The organism is Duganella sp. FT27W (assembly GCF_009295655.1).
GTDB classification, from domain to species: domain Bacteria; phylum Pseudomonadota; class Gammaproteobacteria; order Burkholderiales; family Burkholderiaceae_D; genus Rugamonas; species Rugamonas zoogloeoides.
In genome coordinates this window covers 597,111-612,720 of record NZ_WHIV01000004.1, presented here as the reverse complement: position 1 = coordinate 612,720, position 15,610 = coordinate 597,111, and the positions used below count along the sequence as shown (strand labels likewise).

General features: G+C 65.3%; 16 protein-coding genes. 10 read left to right on the top strand and 6 right to left on the bottom strand.

What is annotated here, in order from left to right; all coding sequences use genetic code 11:
- The 3 genes from F8197_RS19855 to F8197_RS19845 are packed head-to-tail and all read right to left on the bottom strand — an operon-like array spanning position 1 to position 2,605.
- A complete protein-coding gene (locus tag F8197_RS19855; protein WP_152883291.1) occupies positions 1–681 on the bottom strand; it encodes an ABC transporter ATP-binding protein in 681 nt (226 codons plus the stop codon).
- Entirely contained in the window at positions 678–1,931 is a 1,254-nt protein-coding gene (locus tag F8197_RS19850) for an efflux RND transporter periplasmic adaptor subunit (protein WP_193333487.1), read from the bottom strand. Before F8197_RS19850 ends, F8197_RS19855 begins: the two co-directional genes overlap by 4 nt.
- Positions 1,931–2,605 carry a YIP1 family protein gene (locus F8197_RS19845; protein ID WP_193333486.1) on the bottom strand — a complete coding sequence of 225 codons (675 nt, stop codon included), beginning with the start codon at positions 2,603–2,605 and terminating at the stop codon, positions 1,931–1,933. Before F8197_RS19845 ends, F8197_RS19850 begins: the two co-directional genes overlap by 1 nt.
- A gap of 855 nt (positions 2,606–3,460) precedes the next feature.
- On the opposite strand from F8197_RS19845, the gene F8197_RS19840 reads away from it, so the two are divergent.
- From F8197_RS19840 to F8197_RS19810, 7 genes are read left to right on the top strand one after another with little or no spacing between them, the layout of a single operon-like run.
- The gene (locus F8197_RS19840) at positions 3,461–5,407 is read left to right on the top strand and encodes a hypothetical protein (protein ID WP_152883288.1); all 1,947 of its coding nucleotides are present in this window, start codon (positions 3,461–3,463) and stop codon (positions 5,405–5,407) included.
- Positions 5,400–6,230: a daptide-type RiPP biosynthesis methyltransferase gene (mpaM, locus tag F8197_RS19835; RefSeq protein WP_152883287.1), complete on the top strand. Its 831-nt coding sequence runs from the start codon at positions 5,400–5,402 to the stop codon at positions 6,228–6,230. Before F8197_RS19840 ends, mpaM begins: the two co-directional genes overlap by 8 nt.
- Positions 6,227–7,402, top strand: a complete 1,176-nt coding sequence (locus F8197_RS19830; RefSeq protein ID WP_152883286.1) for a M50 family metallopeptidase — start codon at positions 6,227–6,229, stop codon at positions 7,400–7,402. The genes mpaM and F8197_RS19830 overlap by 4 nt, the downstream gene beginning before the upstream one ends.
- Before the next feature lie 4 nt (positions 7,403–7,406).
- Positions 7,407–8,654, top strand: a complete 1,248-nt coding sequence (locus F8197_RS19825) for an aminotransferase class III-fold pyridoxal phosphate-dependent enzyme (protein ID WP_193333485.1) — start codon at positions 7,407–7,409, stop codon at positions 8,652–8,654.
- Positions 8,655–8,678: 24 nt separating this feature from the next.
- Positions 8,679–9,320 carry a YIP1 family protein gene (locus F8197_RS19820; protein WP_152883284.1) on the top strand — a complete coding sequence of 214 codons (642 nt, stop codon included), beginning with the start codon at positions 8,679–8,681 and terminating at the stop codon, positions 9,318–9,320.
- Entirely contained in the window at positions 9,317–10,081 is a 765-nt protein-coding gene (locus F8197_RS19815; protein WP_152883283.1) for an SDR family NAD(P)-dependent oxidoreductase, read from the top strand. Before F8197_RS19820 ends, F8197_RS19815 begins: the two co-directional genes overlap by 4 nt.
- Complete coding sequence (locus F8197_RS19810) at positions 10,081–10,827, top strand: hypothetical protein (RefSeq protein WP_152883282.1); 747 nt, start codon at positions 10,081–10,083, stop codon at positions 10,825–10,827. The genes F8197_RS19815 and F8197_RS19810 overlap by 1 nt, the downstream gene beginning before the upstream one ends.
- A 48-nt stretch (positions 10,828–10,875) precedes the next feature.
- Here the strand turns inward: F8197_RS19810 and F8197_RS19805 are convergent, their stop codons facing one another.
- Positions 10,876–11,409: a DUF2812 domain-containing protein gene (locus tag F8197_RS19805; protein WP_152883281.1), complete on the bottom strand. Its 534-nt coding sequence runs from the start codon at positions 11,407–11,409 to the stop codon at positions 10,876–10,878.
- Positions 11,410–11,418: 9 nt separating this feature from the next.
- The gene (locus tag F8197_RS19800) at positions 11,419–11,733 is read right to left on the bottom strand and encodes a PadR family transcriptional regulator (RefSeq protein ID WP_152883280.1); all 315 of its coding nucleotides are present in this window, start codon (positions 11,731–11,733) and stop codon (positions 11,419–11,421) included.
- A 166-nt stretch (positions 11,734–11,899) separates the two neighbouring features.
- Here F8197_RS19800 and F8197_RS19795 point away from each other — a divergent pair, with 166 nt between their 5' ends.
- Together F8197_RS19795 and F8197_RS19790 are read left to right on the top strand one after the other, a co-directional pair.
- Positions 11,900–12,634 carry an ATP-binding cassette domain-containing protein gene (locus F8197_RS19795; RefSeq protein WP_152883279.1) on the top strand — a complete coding sequence of 245 codons (735 nt, stop codon included), beginning with the start codon at positions 11,900–11,902 and terminating at the stop codon, positions 12,632–12,634.
- Complete coding sequence (locus tag F8197_RS19790) at positions 12,631–13,791, top strand: ABC transporter permease (protein WP_152883278.1); 1,161 nt, start codon at positions 12,631–12,633, stop codon at positions 13,789–13,791. The genes F8197_RS19795 and F8197_RS19790 overlap by 4 nt, the downstream gene beginning before the upstream one ends.
- A 20-nt stretch (positions 13,792–13,811) precedes the next feature.
- On the opposite strand, the gene F8197_RS19785 is transcribed toward F8197_RS19790, so the two are convergent.
- Positions 13,812–14,420, bottom strand: a complete 609-nt coding sequence (locus tag F8197_RS19785; RefSeq protein ID WP_152883277.1) for a TetR/AcrR family transcriptional regulator — start codon at positions 14,418–14,420, stop codon at positions 13,812–13,814.
- 82 nt (positions 14,421–14,502) lie between these two features.
- On the opposite strand from F8197_RS19785, the gene F8197_RS19780 reads away from it, so the two are divergent.
- The gene (locus F8197_RS19780; RefSeq protein WP_152883276.1) at positions 14,503–15,591 is read left to right on the top strand and encodes an MBL fold metallo-hydrolase; all 1,089 of its coding nucleotides are present in this window, start codon (positions 14,503–14,505) and stop codon (positions 15,589–15,591) included.
- The last annotated feature ends 19 nt before the right edge of the window (positions 15,592–15,610 follow it).

Below are 15,610 nucleotides of genomic sequence, written 5' to 3'. Positions count from 1 at the left end.
CTAGTTTCTCGAATCTGAAACGATCTTGCCGTCGGCAAGCCGGATGACCCGCTTGCAGCGCTGCGCCACGTCCACCTCGTGGGTCACCACCACCACCGTGTGCCCCTGCGCATGCAGCTGGTCGAACAGTTGCATGATCTCGGCCGTGGTGGCCGAGTCGAGGTTGCCGGTGGGCTCGTCGGCAAGCAGGATGGCCGGCTCGCCGCACAGCGCGCGGGCGATCGCCACGCGCTGGCGCTGGCCGCCCGACAGCTGGTTCGGCAAATGGTGCATGCGGTGGCCCAGCCCGACCTGCTCGAGCATGGCCTGGGCGCGCGCGCGCCGTTCGGCCGGACGCATGCCGCGATAGATCAGCGGCTGCGCCACGTTCTCGAGCGCGGAAGACTTCGACAGCAGGTTGAAACTTTGGAAGATGAAGCCGATTTCGCGGTTGCGCACCTGCGCCAGCGCACCGACACTCATCTCGGTCACGCAACGCCCTTTCAGGGTGAACCGTCCGCTGCTGGGCACGTCGAGGCAGCCGAGGATATTCATCAGCGTTGATTTGCCCGAGCCCGAGCTGCCGACGAAGGCCACGTAATCGCCGGCGGCGATCGACAGCGACAGCTCCTGCAGCACCGGGATATCCTCCTGGCCCAGCCGGTAATGCTTGCTGACCTTGTCCAGTTCGATGACGTTCATCGGTAGCTGCCCGTTGCAGCCGCCGCCTGGCTCGCTGACGCGGCCGGCACAGCCGGCGGATGGTCGAGGCTGTCGCCATCGACCAGGTGGCGCAATTCGCGGTACGGGCCTACTACCACGGTCTCGCCCTGGCGCAAGCCGTCGGCAATGGCCTGGTACTGGTCGTTGGACACGCCGAGTTTCACCAACCGCTTTTCCGCGATGCCGTGGTTGCTCACGAAGACATAATTGAGCACTTCGGGGGCGCGCCGCTTGCCTTCCTGGCCGCCGGCGTTTTCATCGTTATTGCTCAGCACAGCCTGGACCGGCACGGTAAGCAGCTGGCCCGCCTGCTCCGCGTAGATCTCCGCCCTGAACGTCATGCCCGGGCGCAGGAGGATGCCGTCCGCTTGCTGCAGCGCGACCTTCACGCTGTAAGTCTTGCCCTGTGCACTCGCGCCCGCCTCGCCGGGCTTCCTCGGCTGCATGGAAATGCTGCGCACCTTGCCTTGCAGCGGCGCGTCCGGATAGGCCGAGACGTACAGTGCTACCTTGCTGTCCAGATTGAACGAGCTCATGTCCGCTTCGTCGACATTCACTTCGGCCATTAAGCTATCGGTGTTGGCGATGGTCATCATGCTGGCGCCCGGAATGCCGATCTGGCTGGCCACCGCAGTCTCGCCGAGCTTGATGTCCACGGCTGTCACCGTGCCCGACAGCGGTGCGCGGATCACGGTTTTTGCCAGCCGCTCGCGGGTTTGCCGCAGGATGGCGTCGGCCTGGGCCAGATTTTCCTGCGAGATGCGCAAGTCCAGCCGGGCGCGGTCGTAGGCGAACTGTGCATCGTCGAGTTGCGGCCTGGTGATATAGCCGCGCTGGTTCAAGTCCCTTTTACGGTCGAGCTGGTCCTTCTGGTTGGCGAGCGCGATGTTCTGCTGCTCGATGTTCAGGCGTTGCTGCCGCACGGCCGCCTCTTGCTGCTCGACCTCGGCGCGATACGCTTTTTCATCGATCAGCAGCAGCTCCTGCCCCGGCACCACGCGGTCGCCTTCCTTGACCAGGATGCGGGTGACCTTGCCGATCACCTCGGGCGACAGCTGCACCTGTTCCTGGAACGCCAGCGTTCCGGACGCCAGCACCGATGTGCTGAGCTTGCGCCACGTGACAGCAGCGGACTCGACCTGCTTGCCCTTGGCCGGCTTGAGCGCCTGGACGGCAAACGGCGCCGCCATCACCAGCACGATTGCGCCGATGGTAAGCGGTTTTTTCATCATCGCGCGCTCAGAGCGGTGCTCAGGGCCCACAGCCCATAAATGACGCCATAGGGCAGCAGCACGATCACGGCGGCGCCGGCGGTGCTGCGCTGGGTCCATTTGCGCACGCCCATGATCAGCAGGCCCAGGCTCCACAGGCTCAGCAGGTTGATGCTGTCGGTCAGCGATTGCCACGGCGCGCCGCTGGGCAAATGCAGCAGCAGCTGGTTGACGGTAAACGGATTGAGCTGCTCCGGGCTCAGCTGATAATTCAAACTCAGCAACAGTTGGGCCAGCGTCAGCGGCAGAAACAGGGCCGACGGCAGCGCCGTCCATGCCACCAGCGCAAACCATGCGCCGAAGCTGCGGCCCGAGTGGGTGATCTTGGCGGCCAGGTGCAAATACCCTGCCAGGAGCAACTGGGTCAGCGGCGTCAGGATGATGACGCTGATCAGGCTGCCGATCACGAGCGCCTTCATGGTCAGGATGCGTTTACCGGCTGCGCGCTGCGCCGGTTCCATCGACGCCACCAGGTTGTCCTGCAGCCAGGCAAAGTCGACTGCCTGGTAATACACGAGGAAGGCAGCAACCGAGGCCAGCAACACGACCGTTAATGGCAGCCACGCCTTGTTTTCGGTCTGTTCCGACACGAATGCCCGGCTGGGGTCGGTGAATATATTTAGTGCCGCCATTTTTGCGCTCATTGCCGATTCTCCCTGAAAAACGTCGTCGTTTAAATTACCTCTAGGCGTGCAATTTAATCGATGCGGTAAAAAGAGGTCAATGGGAACGTACAAAAAACAACGGCATGAAAACACACAATTAATTTTTAAAAATAGTTGAAAATTTTTTATTTAAAATTTTTTTGCCCGAAGTGATTTAACTGTTTGATATTTGCTTTAAATACTCACGAATTGTCACAAAAACATGAAAATGATGTGTTAAAAGCATGAAAAATGGCGAAATTTGTGTCTTGCGTTCAAAAAAAATCACATGCTAGGATGGTTGCCAAGAGCTGCAATCGCACTCTTCCCGGTACAGACAGCAGCGGTTTGCCGATGTGCCGGGACCAGGCCCTGGCAACGGGGAATTAATAGGGACTATTGAAAACTCGGCTTGCTGAATTGAATATTCAGCCGGATTGGGGGCTCTTTATTCTAAATTTTATAATTTAAGGAACTGCTATGGAATTGCACACCGAAGCGCTGCCGGAAATCAAGGCCCCTATGACCGACATGGAATGGGGTATTCTCGTCGGCATCGGCATCGTGATCGTCGCAACCTAATCTTTCATTCAAATATAAAGGGATAAATCATGGAACTGCAAATCGAAACTTTACCTGCCGTTAAGTCGCCGATGTCGGACGCTTTCTGGGAAGGCGTTGCCATCGGCATTGCCATCGGCGTTGCTGTTGCGACCTAAGGCAATGCCCTAAGCCGTAGCAGAAAGACCCTGAGCGGTTCCTGCGGGAGCCGCTCGTCATGACCGATGCGGGGACACTGTGAAAACCATAAGCTTTGCCAGAGTAAAACTTGACGTAGAACACGTGAGCGGTGTGGGTTTCGATATCGACGATGCGCGGGTCGCGGCCGTGATGGCTGCGCAAGGACTGAGCGCAAAACTGTACCGTGGCCGGCCCGAGGGCCGGGCGTCCGACCTGGTCAGGCAGCTGCTGCGGCAGCGCACCGAGTCTTACCACTTTTCCATCACTCCGTACACTGCCGCGCCAACGCTGCAACTGCTGCGCGGCATCCATGCCCTGCAACCGCAGGCAGAATTTTTCCTGTCCGGCCCTCTCGACGGCGCCAACCACAAGGTTGCCGCCGAACTGCGCGAGCGCGGCGCGTGGCAGCCCGCGACGGAACCCGAGGCCGTTGCGGCATGGCTGTGCCGTCATGCCGGCAGTGCGCCGGCGGCGTTGCCATCGCCTTATCTCGGCGGCCTGTTGACGGCGCATGACGTCGTGCCGGCCGGGCTGGCGGCCGGGCCGCTGTTCGCTGCTGAGCTGCAATGGCTGGCCGAACAGGCCGGCGCCGACGCCGGCCCGGTGCCGGTGTGGGCGCTTTCGCTGGCCGAGCCAGCCTTGCTGGCCACGCTGGAGACCTTGCTGGCGCACGGCGGGGCCCGCCGTTACCAGCTGCACGCCGACAGCGGCGCGTTTACCGCCGCCGCGCATGCGCTGTGCGCGCCGGCGCTGGTGGCGGCGATCGAGCTGGCCGGCGCCGACCTGGCCCCCGACTTGCAGGTGCAGCTGGCATCGGACCCGCGCTGCACCATCGACAGCGGCGCCCACCGCAGTGCGCGCAGCCAGCTGTACGGCACCAATGGCCACCTTGCCTTGCGCACCGGCAGTTATTTCGACGCCAAGCAACTGGCGTCGCTGAACCACCTGGAACTCGATGCCGACCTGCCGGCTGCGGCGCGGCGCGCCGCCTACGCGTGGGCGGCAGCCGACCTCGATCTGCGCAGCGCCGTGGTGCTGCGCGCCAGCGACAGCCGCTATAACGCGCTGCTGCCCGATCTGCGCACGCCGGCCCTGGCCGAAACCGATGGCTGGCCCAAGCACGCTTACGTGCAGGTGGCGGCGCCGCAGGCTGCGCAGGCGCGGCTCGCGCTCGACGGCAAGTCCGTGACGTTCCCCTCGGAAGACCTGCCCCTGGCGCAACTGGACGCGGCTGGCCCGACGCTGCGCGCGGGCGTGCAATATTTTCTCCAGATACGTGACGCCGCCGATGTCGCAGCCTTGCGCGCGCGGCTCGACCTGTTCGAGCGCAGCGGCCTGGTGCAGGGCGCCGCGCCGGCCGTCACGCTGGCCGTGGACAACCGCTGCCGCTGGGGCGGCAGCGGCAGTTGCCGCGTCCACCTGATGCGCCGCATCCAGGTGGGGCCGCAGGGCGAAGTCCGCACTTGTCGCGATACGCCCGCCCTCGGCAGCATCGCGCAGAGCTACGATGCGCTGGTGCTCGAGGCGCGCAAGCAGCAGCAGCTGGCGTCGGTCAGGCGCGATTGCGCAACCTGCCCGGTGCGCAGCCAGTGCAGCCAGTGCAGCCAGATGCCGGCGGCGTTTGCCGGCCAGTATTGCGAGATCCGCCGCGCCTATCCGAACCTGGCGCTGTTCTTCGACCTGCTGGCGCTGCCGGCTGCGCTGGCGTCCCTGCTGGGCTCAGGCAGCGATGCGTCCCGCATGCAGGTGTCGAGCGCCGGCATGGCCAACCGCTTTTATGGCGGCGCTTGCGGCACCGCGCGCGCCGGCGAGCGGCCGCAAATCATTGCCATCGGCGGCCAGTACATCGTCTGGTGGCGCCACCAGCGGCGCCTGCTGCGCATCAGTCACGCCATGGCCGTCATCGCCGAGGCCTGGTGGACCGGCGCCGCCGATGCCGACCTGTGCGCCAGCCTGAGCGGGCAATTCGGCGTGACAGCCGACGACGCTGGCGCCAGCCTGGCCACAGCCCGCACCAACTTACAGCAACAAGGAGTGATCGGTGACTAATCTTGCCCTGCCGGATGACGGTAATTATTTCGGGATTTTTAACAAGTTGCACCAGCTGGGCGTGGCCGCCGAAAGCACAGGCGACCTGTATGGCCCGCACTTCGCCGGCTTTTACGACCGCTTCCTGGGCACCTACGTCGAAGACCTGCCCGCCTTTGAACGCTATCTGCGGCCCGGCATGCGCGTGCTCGACCTGGCCTGCGGCGCCGGCCGCCTGAGTTTCCCGCTGGCGCGCCTGGGCGCCAGTGTCGACGGCCTCGAGCTGTCGGCCGACATGCTGGCGCTGGCAGCGCTGCATGGCGCCCAGGACCAGGCCGACGTGGCCGACCGGGTGCGCTTCGTGCAAGGTGACATGTCACGCTTCGCGCTCGACCGCGAATACGATCTCGTCATTCTCGGCATTACCAGCATCAGTTTGCTGCGCACCCCGGAACTGCGCGCCGGCCTGTTCGCCTGTGTCGCCCGCCACCTGGCGCCGGGCGGGCGCTTTGTGTTCGATACCATCGACCCCGACGGTTCGAACGCCGGCCTCTACACCACCATGACCGACATGTGGTCGCGCGAGGACGACGAAGGTATCGATTTCGCCTTGATCGGCCAGCAACTGAGCGCCGACGGCGGCACCCTGCAATTCAATGTGTACCGCGAGCAGCTCGACTGGGCCGGCGCCACCCGCCGCAGCCTGGGCTGCAGCAGCAAGGCGTGGCTGCCGCGCGCCATGCTGCACGCGGAGATCGCGGCGTCGGCGCTGGCGGTCGAGACGGAATTCACGCTGGCGGACCTGCGGTTCTACGTGCTCGCGCACCGGGGGGCTACGCCATGAACGCGCCAGCTGCGGGCGCTCCCCGCGTTAACGCCGAGCTCGAATTTGAGGCCGTGGTCGACGGCAAATGCGTGGTGTTCGACCGCCGCCACAAAAAATATTTCCGCCTGGGCGAGCGCGAAGCGGGCTTCCTGCGCAGCCTCGATGGCGAGCGGTCCGCCGAGCAGTTATGCCTGGCGGCGGGCGACTTCACTGGCGCCCAGGTGCGGACCTTGCTGGACTGGTTTTCCAGCAACGGCATGCTGCACGATCCCGATCAGGCGGCGCCCCCCAGGCCGCTGCTGGAACGGCTGGCCGCGCTGACCAGCGCCAAGCTGGTGCTGTGGAATCCGGACGCCTTCCTCGACCGGCACCGGCAGCGCATCGCGCACCTGTTCGGCCTGCCCGCGCGGGCGGCATGCCTGGTTGTGTGCCTGCTGCCGATGCTGCTGTTCGTGCTGGCGCCGCGGGCGCTGGACCAGCCGTTGCCGGCGTACCTGTACCAGCTCGACGTCACGCAGGCGGCGCTGGTGGTCGCCATCATGCTGCTCGTCGTTGCCGGCCACGAAATGAGCCACGCCGTGGTGTGCAAATATTTCGGCGGCGCCGTCGAAGCCGTGGGCGTCAGTTTCATGTATCTCGCCCCCATCGCGTATTGCGACGTCAGCGCTACCTGGCGCCTGACGTCCACGGGCGCGAAGGTGGCAGTGGCGCTGGCCGGCGTGGTGTTCCAATTGCTGCTGTCGTGTTTGCTGCTGAGCGCCTGGATAGTGTGCGGCATCGACCTGCTGATGACGCTGGTCATCGTGAACAGCGTGATCGCGTTGCTGAACCTGTTCCCGTTCGTCAAGCTCGACGGCTACTGGATCGCGGTGCACCTGTCGGGCCTGCCCAATCTGCACGAGCGCGCAGTGACCGCCGTCTGGCGCCGGGCAGCGCGCCTGGCTGGCCAGGCCTCGGCAGCGCCTGCCAGGGATCCGGCCTGGCTGTTGTGGTTCGGACTGGGCGCCACGCTGGCGATTCCCGCATTCTGGATAATGGGCTTGCTCAACATCTACCGCTGGCTGGCGCCATTCTCGCCGGCGGGGGCTGCCGCACTGGCCGCGGCGGCGGTCGCGCTGCTGCTCTACCGTGGCGTGCGCCATGCAGCAGTCCACGTTCACCAGTTACGCAAAGGGGCCGTGCATGGATAAGCACATGGATAACTTGTGGCGGCCGTTTTCGGCGCCCGGCGCACCTGCGTCGCTGCGCCTGCGCGCCAGCACCGGCCTGGTGGTGACCGATGACCGCAACATCGAGTACCTCGATTGCGCCAGCGGCTTGTGGAATATGGCGCTGGGCGGCGCCCACGACGCAGTCACCGGCGCCATTGCGCGCACCCTGGGGCAGCTCGGCTACGCCACCCTGTTCGATACGTCGCACGATTACGCCGAGCAGCTGGCGCAGTTGTTGCTAGACAAGTGTGCGCTACCCGGCGGCGCCGTGTACCTGTCCACCACCGGGTCTTCTGCGGTGGAGACCGCGCTGCGCCTGGCATGCGTGTACCAGGAGCGGGCGGGGCGCCCCGGCAAGCGCGCTGTCGTCAGCTTCGACGACAGCTATCACGGCGGCAGCTGGCTGGCGGCCCTGGCCGGCGGCCTGCTGCAGGCGGAACTGGCGCCGACGGAGCAGCTGGCGCCGGCGCTGTTTCGCCGCATTCCCGGGCCGCGCGACGAAGCGGCCTCGCTGGCTGCACTGGCCGCGCTGCTCGACGCCGAGGGTGCGGCAGTGGGCGCCCTGATCGTCGAGCCGGTGCTGGGATCGGCGGGTGTGATCGTGCCCGGCCAGGCCTACTGGGCACAGCTGCAGCTGCTGTGCCGCAAGCACGACGTGGTGTTGATCGCCGACGAGGTGGCAACCGGCGCGGGCCGCTGCGGCACCTTCCTGGCCGCGCAGGCGCTGGGCCTGCGGCCCGACATTGTCGCGCTGTCCAAGGGACTCAATGCCGGCTACCTGCCGCTGGGCGCAACCGTGCTGGCAGCGCCGCTGGCCGCAGTATTTCGCGGCGCCGTGCCGGCGGTGGCGATGGGCTCCACCCAGGACGGCAATCCGCTCGGCTGCAGCGCCGCGCTGGCCACCCAGCAGTTCATCGATCAGCACGATGTGCTGGCCGGCGTGCTGCGCAAGGGCGAGGCGATCCGCTGCGCGCTGGCCGAGCGCGCCTACGCATGCGTGGCCGCTGTCCGTGGCCTGGGCCTGATGATCGGCATCGAACTGCAGCACCTGGGCGGACAGCGCTTCACCGTCGCCGAGTCGCAGCGCGTGCGTGCCGAGCTCAAGGAAAATGGTTTGCTGGTGTACCACTTCGATGGCGGCATCAGCTTGTTTCCTGCGCTCACCATCAGCGACCACGAGATCGACGACATGCTCGACCTGCTGGACACCGTCCTGTGTCGGCTCTTCTGACCACCTTTATCCCGAGGCACTCTCATGCAAATTTCTCCCCTGGCCCGCGTGCTGCTGACGCCCGCGGCCGTGTTCCGCCAGATCGAGCGGGTACAGACCGGCAAGCTGCTGGCCACCATGCTTGCAGTGCAGCTGCTGATCTCGCTGGTGAATATACCGTTGTTTACCAGCGGCACCGAGCAGGCGCTGAGCCAGCTGCCCGTCGGCATTGCGCCGAACAAGTGGTTCGTGGTGGGCGCGGCGCTGGCGATGTCGGCGCTGATGCCGATGTTGCTGATCCTGTTCATGAGCGCGATCTTTTTCCTGGCGGCGGCGCTGGGCGGCAACATCATGTACCGGCCGCTGCTGAGCATGACGGCGCTGGCCAGCGCGCCGGTGTTGCTGGCCAGCGCCCTGCGTGCGCTGCTGGGCGTGGTGCAGGGCGGCGACGGCAAGTCCAACCCGCTGTCGTTTGCCGCGCTGCTGCACCTGGACCCGGCAACCGGCTGGCTGCGGGTGTGGAGCTATATCGACCTGTTCGACCTGTGGACGTACGGCCTGATCGTCGTCGGCTTCGCGTGGACCGTCAAGAGCCGGCGCGTGGGCGCGTATGCTGCCGCCGCGCTGCTGTGGGGCTTGTTCCAGCTGGTGCTGCTGAAAGTGCAGATGATGGGAGCGCATCCATGAGCGCCTTTGGCCTGCAGGGCAAGGTCGCGCTGGTGACGGGCGGCGGCACGGGCATCGGCCGGGCCACCGCCTTGGCCCTGTGCCACGCGGGCGCGGCAGTGGCGATCACGGAGGTGGCGCCCAGGGCGGGGGCGGCGCGGGACGTGGTGGCCGAATTGCAGCGTGCCGGCCACCGGGCCATGGACCTGACGCTCGATCTGCGCTCGACCATCACCATTCCGGCCGTGATCGCGCTGGTCCGCAAGCAGTTCGGGCAGCTCGACATTTTGGTCAACAATGCCGGCACCCAGCTGTTCAAGAGCGCGCTGGAACTGGAGGAAGAGGAGTACGACGAGGTACTGGCGATCAATCTGAAAGGCGCTTTCTTCAGCGCCCAGGCGGCCGCGCTGGAGATGAAGGAGCACGGCGGCGGCTGTATCATCAACATCGCGTCCCAGCATGGGGTAGTAGGCAATATCAATCGGGCGCCATATTGCGCCAGCAAGGGCGGCCTGATCAACCTGACCCGCGCGCTGGCCGTGGAGTGGGCGCCGCTGGACATCCGCGTCAATGCGGTCAGTCCTACCTTCGTGGTCACCGACGACAACCGGGCCTTGCTGGCGCAGGCGCCGTTTGCCGACGAGATTGCCCGTGATATTCCGCTCGGTACGGCAGCCACGCCCGAGGACGTCGCTGCGGCCGTGGTATACCTGGCGTCGCCGGCGGCGCGCATGATCACCGGGCACAACCTGATGATCGACGGCGGCTGGACGGCGCGCTGATGAACCGTCTGGTTCTGACCATGCTGCTGAGCTGCGCGCTGGCAGCCACCGCCGCCCGTGCCGCCGACCGTGCCGATGCGCTGCCGCCCGAGGCGCCGGTAGCGATAACGGCGGTGAAGAATCCCGGCACGCTCAACTACGCTTCCTACTACGGCCTGCAGAGCAAGCTGCTCGGCTACATGCCGCCCGACCGCGCCTACCTGCAGCCGCTGCTGCGGCTGTCGTTTACCGATCTTACGGCCGATGAGCAGGATCGCTACGAGCCGGCGGACTGGGCGGTGACGGTGGTGGGCGACAGCGTGGAGCAGCCCGTGTCAACGCTGCGCGGTGGCTACTTCCTGCTGCCGCCGGTGGCGCTGGCGCAGGGCGAGCAGGCCAGCATCCTGTTCAATGCCAAGACCAGGGCGCGTTTCCTGTCGGTTGCGTGGTCGATTCCGCCCGAGGTCTGGCCCCGGCTCGATGCGCAGGCCGTGCGCGCGGCGCTGCGCGAGCTGCGCGCGACCCAGGCCAATATTCCGTGGTATGTGCTGGGACTGCGCACCGAGAAATATGACAGCCCGGACCTGCTGAAAGTCTGCTTCGACGGCGCTGGCAGCGTGGCGCTGGGCGGCAAGCACTATGCCAGCCGTGACAGCGGCTGTGCGCTGGTGCCGCTGGACGACGTGGACGCGACTGCCACGCCCGCCATCGCGCTCGATGGCCGGGTCGCGTTCATCAGCCTGGGCAGCAGCGCCGGCTACCGGTAGCGCGACGGTGTGCCACCGGTCGTGCTGCTGGTCGTACTATAGGTCGTACTACAGGTCGCGCAGCCGGCGCATGCGCGACAGCACGCCGAAGGCGGCAAACAGGTTCAGGCCGATCAGTCCGTAGAGCAGGCCGCGCACGCCGACCGAGATCAGCAATGGCTCCTGGCGCAGCAATGCGCTGGTGCCGGGACTGAGCGCGACCACCACGGCCGGCAGCGTGGAGATGCCGAGATACCAGAGTATGCGCTTGAACTTGGCGCGCTTGGAGGCGCTGTCGGTGAAGATCTCGGCCTCGGCGCCATCGGTGCCGCGCGGTGTGCGCCAGTATTGCCAGCCGAAGTAGCTGGCCACGTGCTCCCAGCCGGCGTCCGTGTAGAGCTGGCGGTAATGGTCGCGGCGCGGGCCGAACTCGACATCCATCCGGTAAACCATGTTGCCGGGCTCACCCCTGGTAAAACGGTAGGCGCCCAGCATGCCGACCGAGGCTAGGTGCAGGCCGCGCTGCGCCTGCTCGGCCAGCCATGCCTGCTCGGCCAGGTCCTGCCATGGCCACCAGAATTTGAATTTGCGTACAACGTCCATTGCGCTTCCTTACCCGTTCTGCGCCAGCCAGCCGGCATTGCCCAGCAGGCGCCGGGTGCGCGCCAGCTGTGCCTGCAACACGGCGCGGCCCTCTGCCGTCAGCGCATAAATCTTGCGCCGGTCCTCCTCGCGCACCATCGCAATCAGCTTCTGCTTTTCCAGCATGTTGAAGGCGCCGTACAAGGTGCCCGGCCCGATACGGACCTCGCCGTCGCTCATGTCGGCCACCCGTTGCATGATGCCGTAGCCATGGCGCGGCTCATCGAGGCTGAGCAGGATGTAAAAGGTGGACTCGGTCAACGGCAGGTATTTGTTTGCATCCATATTTTTCCAGACATTAGGTCGCCAGACGACATATCGCTTGACGATGTATCGGTGGACGACATAATATCATTTTAACGCGCGATCGCAGGTCGATCGAACGCCGTACCCGTCGTACCGGTTGCAGCCGGCGGCGACGCCTTTTTTACATCAGATCAAGAGCCCAATCATGATAGAAGTTATGAAAGCGAGCAAGTCTTTTGGACATCTCCGCGCCTTGAACAAGGTATCGTTCAAAGCGGGCAATGGAAAAATCACCTGTCTGCTGGGGCCCAACGGCGCCGGCAAGACCACGCTGCTGCGCATGCTGCTGGGCCTGATGCCGCGCGATGGCGGCGAGATCCGCGTCGACGGCCTCGACCCAGCTATCGCTTCGGAAGCCGTACGTGCCTCGATCGGCTTCCTGCCCGACCAGGCCGGCCTGTACGACAGGCTGACCACGCGCGAATACCTGCTCTATTTCGCCCGCCTGAACGGCATGGGCACGGCGCCGGCGCAGTCACGCATCGCGGAAGTGACGCGCATCTTCGAGCTCGACGACATCATCGACCGCCGTATTGTCGGCTTTTCGCAGGGCCAGCGCATGAAGGTCTCGGTGGCGCGCGCCACGCTGGCCAATCCGCGCAACCTGATCCTCGACGAACCCACGCGCGGCCTCGATGTCATGAGCGCGCGCAGCTTGCGCCGCGCGCTGTTGTCCCTGCGCGACGCCGGCTGCTGCATCGTGCTGTCCACCCACATCATGCAGGAGGTGGCCCAGCTCAGCGACCACATCGTGGTGATGGCGCGCGGCAGCGCCATTGCGGCAGGGTCGCAGCAGATGCTGCGCGAACTGACGGCAGCGGAAGACCTGGAAGAAGCTTTCGTCAGCCTGGTCGATACCAAAACGGCGGAGGCCGCATGAACAAGCTGCTGGTAGTGATGCAAAAAGAGGTGCGCGAATCGCTGCGCGACCGCCGTACCCTGATGATGCTGCTGCTGTTCGTGTTCGTCTATCCGGCCATGCTCGGCATGCTGCTCAATAACCGGATCGAGGAGGGCGGTGCGGCGCGCGGGCACTTCGTGCAGGTGGCGGTGGCATCTTCGCCCGACGCGCCCGCGCTGGTCGCATTCCTGCGGCGCAGCGGCGCCGATGCCGCCGTGGTCAATGACAGCAATGCTGCGCAAACCGCGCATAGCGGAAACCCGGAACGCGTCGGCATCGTGCTGGAGCAGACCGGCATGCCGGCGCGCATCCTCCAGGCCGCGCTGTACTACGACAGCACCGGCGTACCGGCCTCGGCCTATGTCAAGCTGGTCGGCCTGGTCCAGCAGTTCAATGTCGAGGCGTACCGGCGCCTGCTGCCGCCCGGCCAGGCTGAGGCCGACGCCGGTACGCTGGCCACGGTGGCCGAGCACGATGTCAGCTCCAGTGCGCAACGCGCCGGCCGGCAGATCGGCGGCTTCATCGGCCTGTTCTTCATTCCCGCCTTCTTCCTGTGCATGAGCACGGTCATCGACAACTCGGCCGGCGAGCGCGAGCGCAAGACCATGGAAGTGCTGCTGGCCCAGCCGGTCAGGGCGCTGTTCCTGATCATCGGCAAGTGGCTGGCCGCAGCACTAGTCGGCATGGTCGGGCTGACGCTGGAACTGGCGCTGGTGCACATCGTGATGAGCACGTTGCCGCTGGCGCAGATCGGCCTGTCGTGGAGTGTCACGCTGCCGCAGATCGCCGGGCTGATCGTGGCGACGCTGTCGCTGCCGCTGTTTGCCGCCGCCGCCGAGCTGGCGCTGGCGCTCAATGCCCGGTCCTACAAGGAAGCCCAGACCACGGTGGGGATGTTGTCGCTGCTGCCGATGGTCGTGTCGGTGGCGTTCGGCATGGCGCAAAACAGCAGCGCCTGGGCCCAGCTGCTACCGCTGATCAGCAACCAGTACCTGATGTCGCAACTGGCGTCCGGCGCCGTGGTGCCGCCCGGCCAGTATGCGCTGACCTGGCTGGTCAACCTGGCCTGGGCGCTGCCGTGCGTGCTGTACGCGGTGGCGCGGGTGCAGTCGCCGAAATACCTGGCAACGGTCTGACCCGGCAGTTTGCTCAGGGATCAGGCGCCGTAATAGGCCAGGAACATGTCCACGGTCGCCTCCACCACCGTGGTCTGGGTGGCCGTATCGAGCGGCGGCTGGTTGAGCGTGACCTGCGGCCAGAAGGCGAAGGTCTTGAGCTGGCCGTGCAACATGTGCGAGGCCAGCAGCGGATCGGCCGCGCGCAGTTTGCCATCGGCTTGCGCGGCGCGCAGCCAGCGCGTAATCCCTTCTTCCTTGGCGCTCAGGCGCGCCACCATTTCGTGGGCGCGCTCGGGCGAGTGGATCGCCTCGGCAATCGCCACCCGCGCCAGGTCGAGGAAATAGGCATCCTTGAGCATTTCCATTTTTTTCCACAGCATGTCCAGCAGTTGCCCGCGCAGGGGCAGGGCGCTGTCGTACGGCGTGTCTTCCAGCGACGAGGTACTGCACCACAGCTGCTGCAGGATGTGCGCGAACAGCTCGTCCTTGCTGGGGAAGTGGTTGTACACGGTGCGCTTGGACACACCTGCCGTGGCGGCGATCTTGTCCATGCTGGTCGATTCGAAACCGCTGACGCGGAACTCGGCAATGGCGGCATCGACGATGGCCTGGCGCTTGCGGTCGGTAAGCTTGATGGGAGCATTCATGCAGCTATTTTACACCCACCAGTTTACTTTCTCAAAAATCGGAACTACACTGTGTAGTGTATTTTCCACCTTGAGGATTCCCATGGCTTATCCATCCGTCATTGCAGAAGCTGCGACCAACAACCTTGACGCGCTGACCGCACCCGGGGCGCCGCGTACGCGCGACGGCCAGTTCCGCAATCCGGCGCGGATGCACAAGATGGGGTTGCTCAAGGGACTCAGCATCATGGTGCGCATGTTGTTCGACAAGCCGGCCGACACCGTGCCGCGCGCCGCCATTCCCGTTCATGCGATGACGCAGCAGCAATTATTGGCTGCTCCGGATCGCACTCTTTACCGCCTCGGCCATTCGACCGTGTTGCTCAAGCTCGACGGCGGCTTCTGGCTCACCGACCCGGTGTTCTCGGAGCGCGCCTCGCCGATGCAGTGGGCCGGTCCCAAGCGTTTCCACCAGCCGCCGATCAGCATGCAGGACTTGCCGCTGCTTAAGGGCATCATCCTGTCGCACGACCATTACGACCACCTCGATCATGCGGCGGTCATGGCGCTGGCGCCCAAAACCGAGGTGTTCATCACCCCCCTGGGCGTGGGCGACCGCCTGATTGCCTGGGGTATTCCGGCCAACAAGGTGCGCCAGCTGGGCTGGTGGCAAAGCACACAGGTCGATGGCATTCGCCTGCTGGCCACGCCTACCCAGCATTTCTCGGGCCGCAGCCTGACCGACCGCAACAAGACGCTGTGGGCGTCGTTCGTGATCGAGGACCGCGAGGCGCGCATCTTCTTTTCCGGCGACAGCGGCTATTTCGACGGCTTCAAGGAAATCGGCCGCCGCTATGGCCCGTTCGATCTGACCATGGTGGAGACCGGCGCTTACGATCCGCAATGGCCCGATGTCCACATGCAGCCGGAGGAATCGCTGCAAGCCCATATCGACTTGCGCGGCAAGGTGATGCTGCCGATCCATAACGGCACGTTCGATTTGTCGCTGCACCCGTGGCACGATCCGTTCAGCCGCATTGCCGGGCTGGCGGCCGAACGCAGGCTGCCACTGGCCACGCCGGAAATCGGCATGCCGATGTCCATCATGGCGCCGTTGGAGACGGTGGCACAGCAGCAGTGGTGGGCGCCGCTGGTGGCGCAGGAAGCTGCGGCCCGCGCAGCAGTGGCGTGAGACCGGGCAGCGTAAAAAA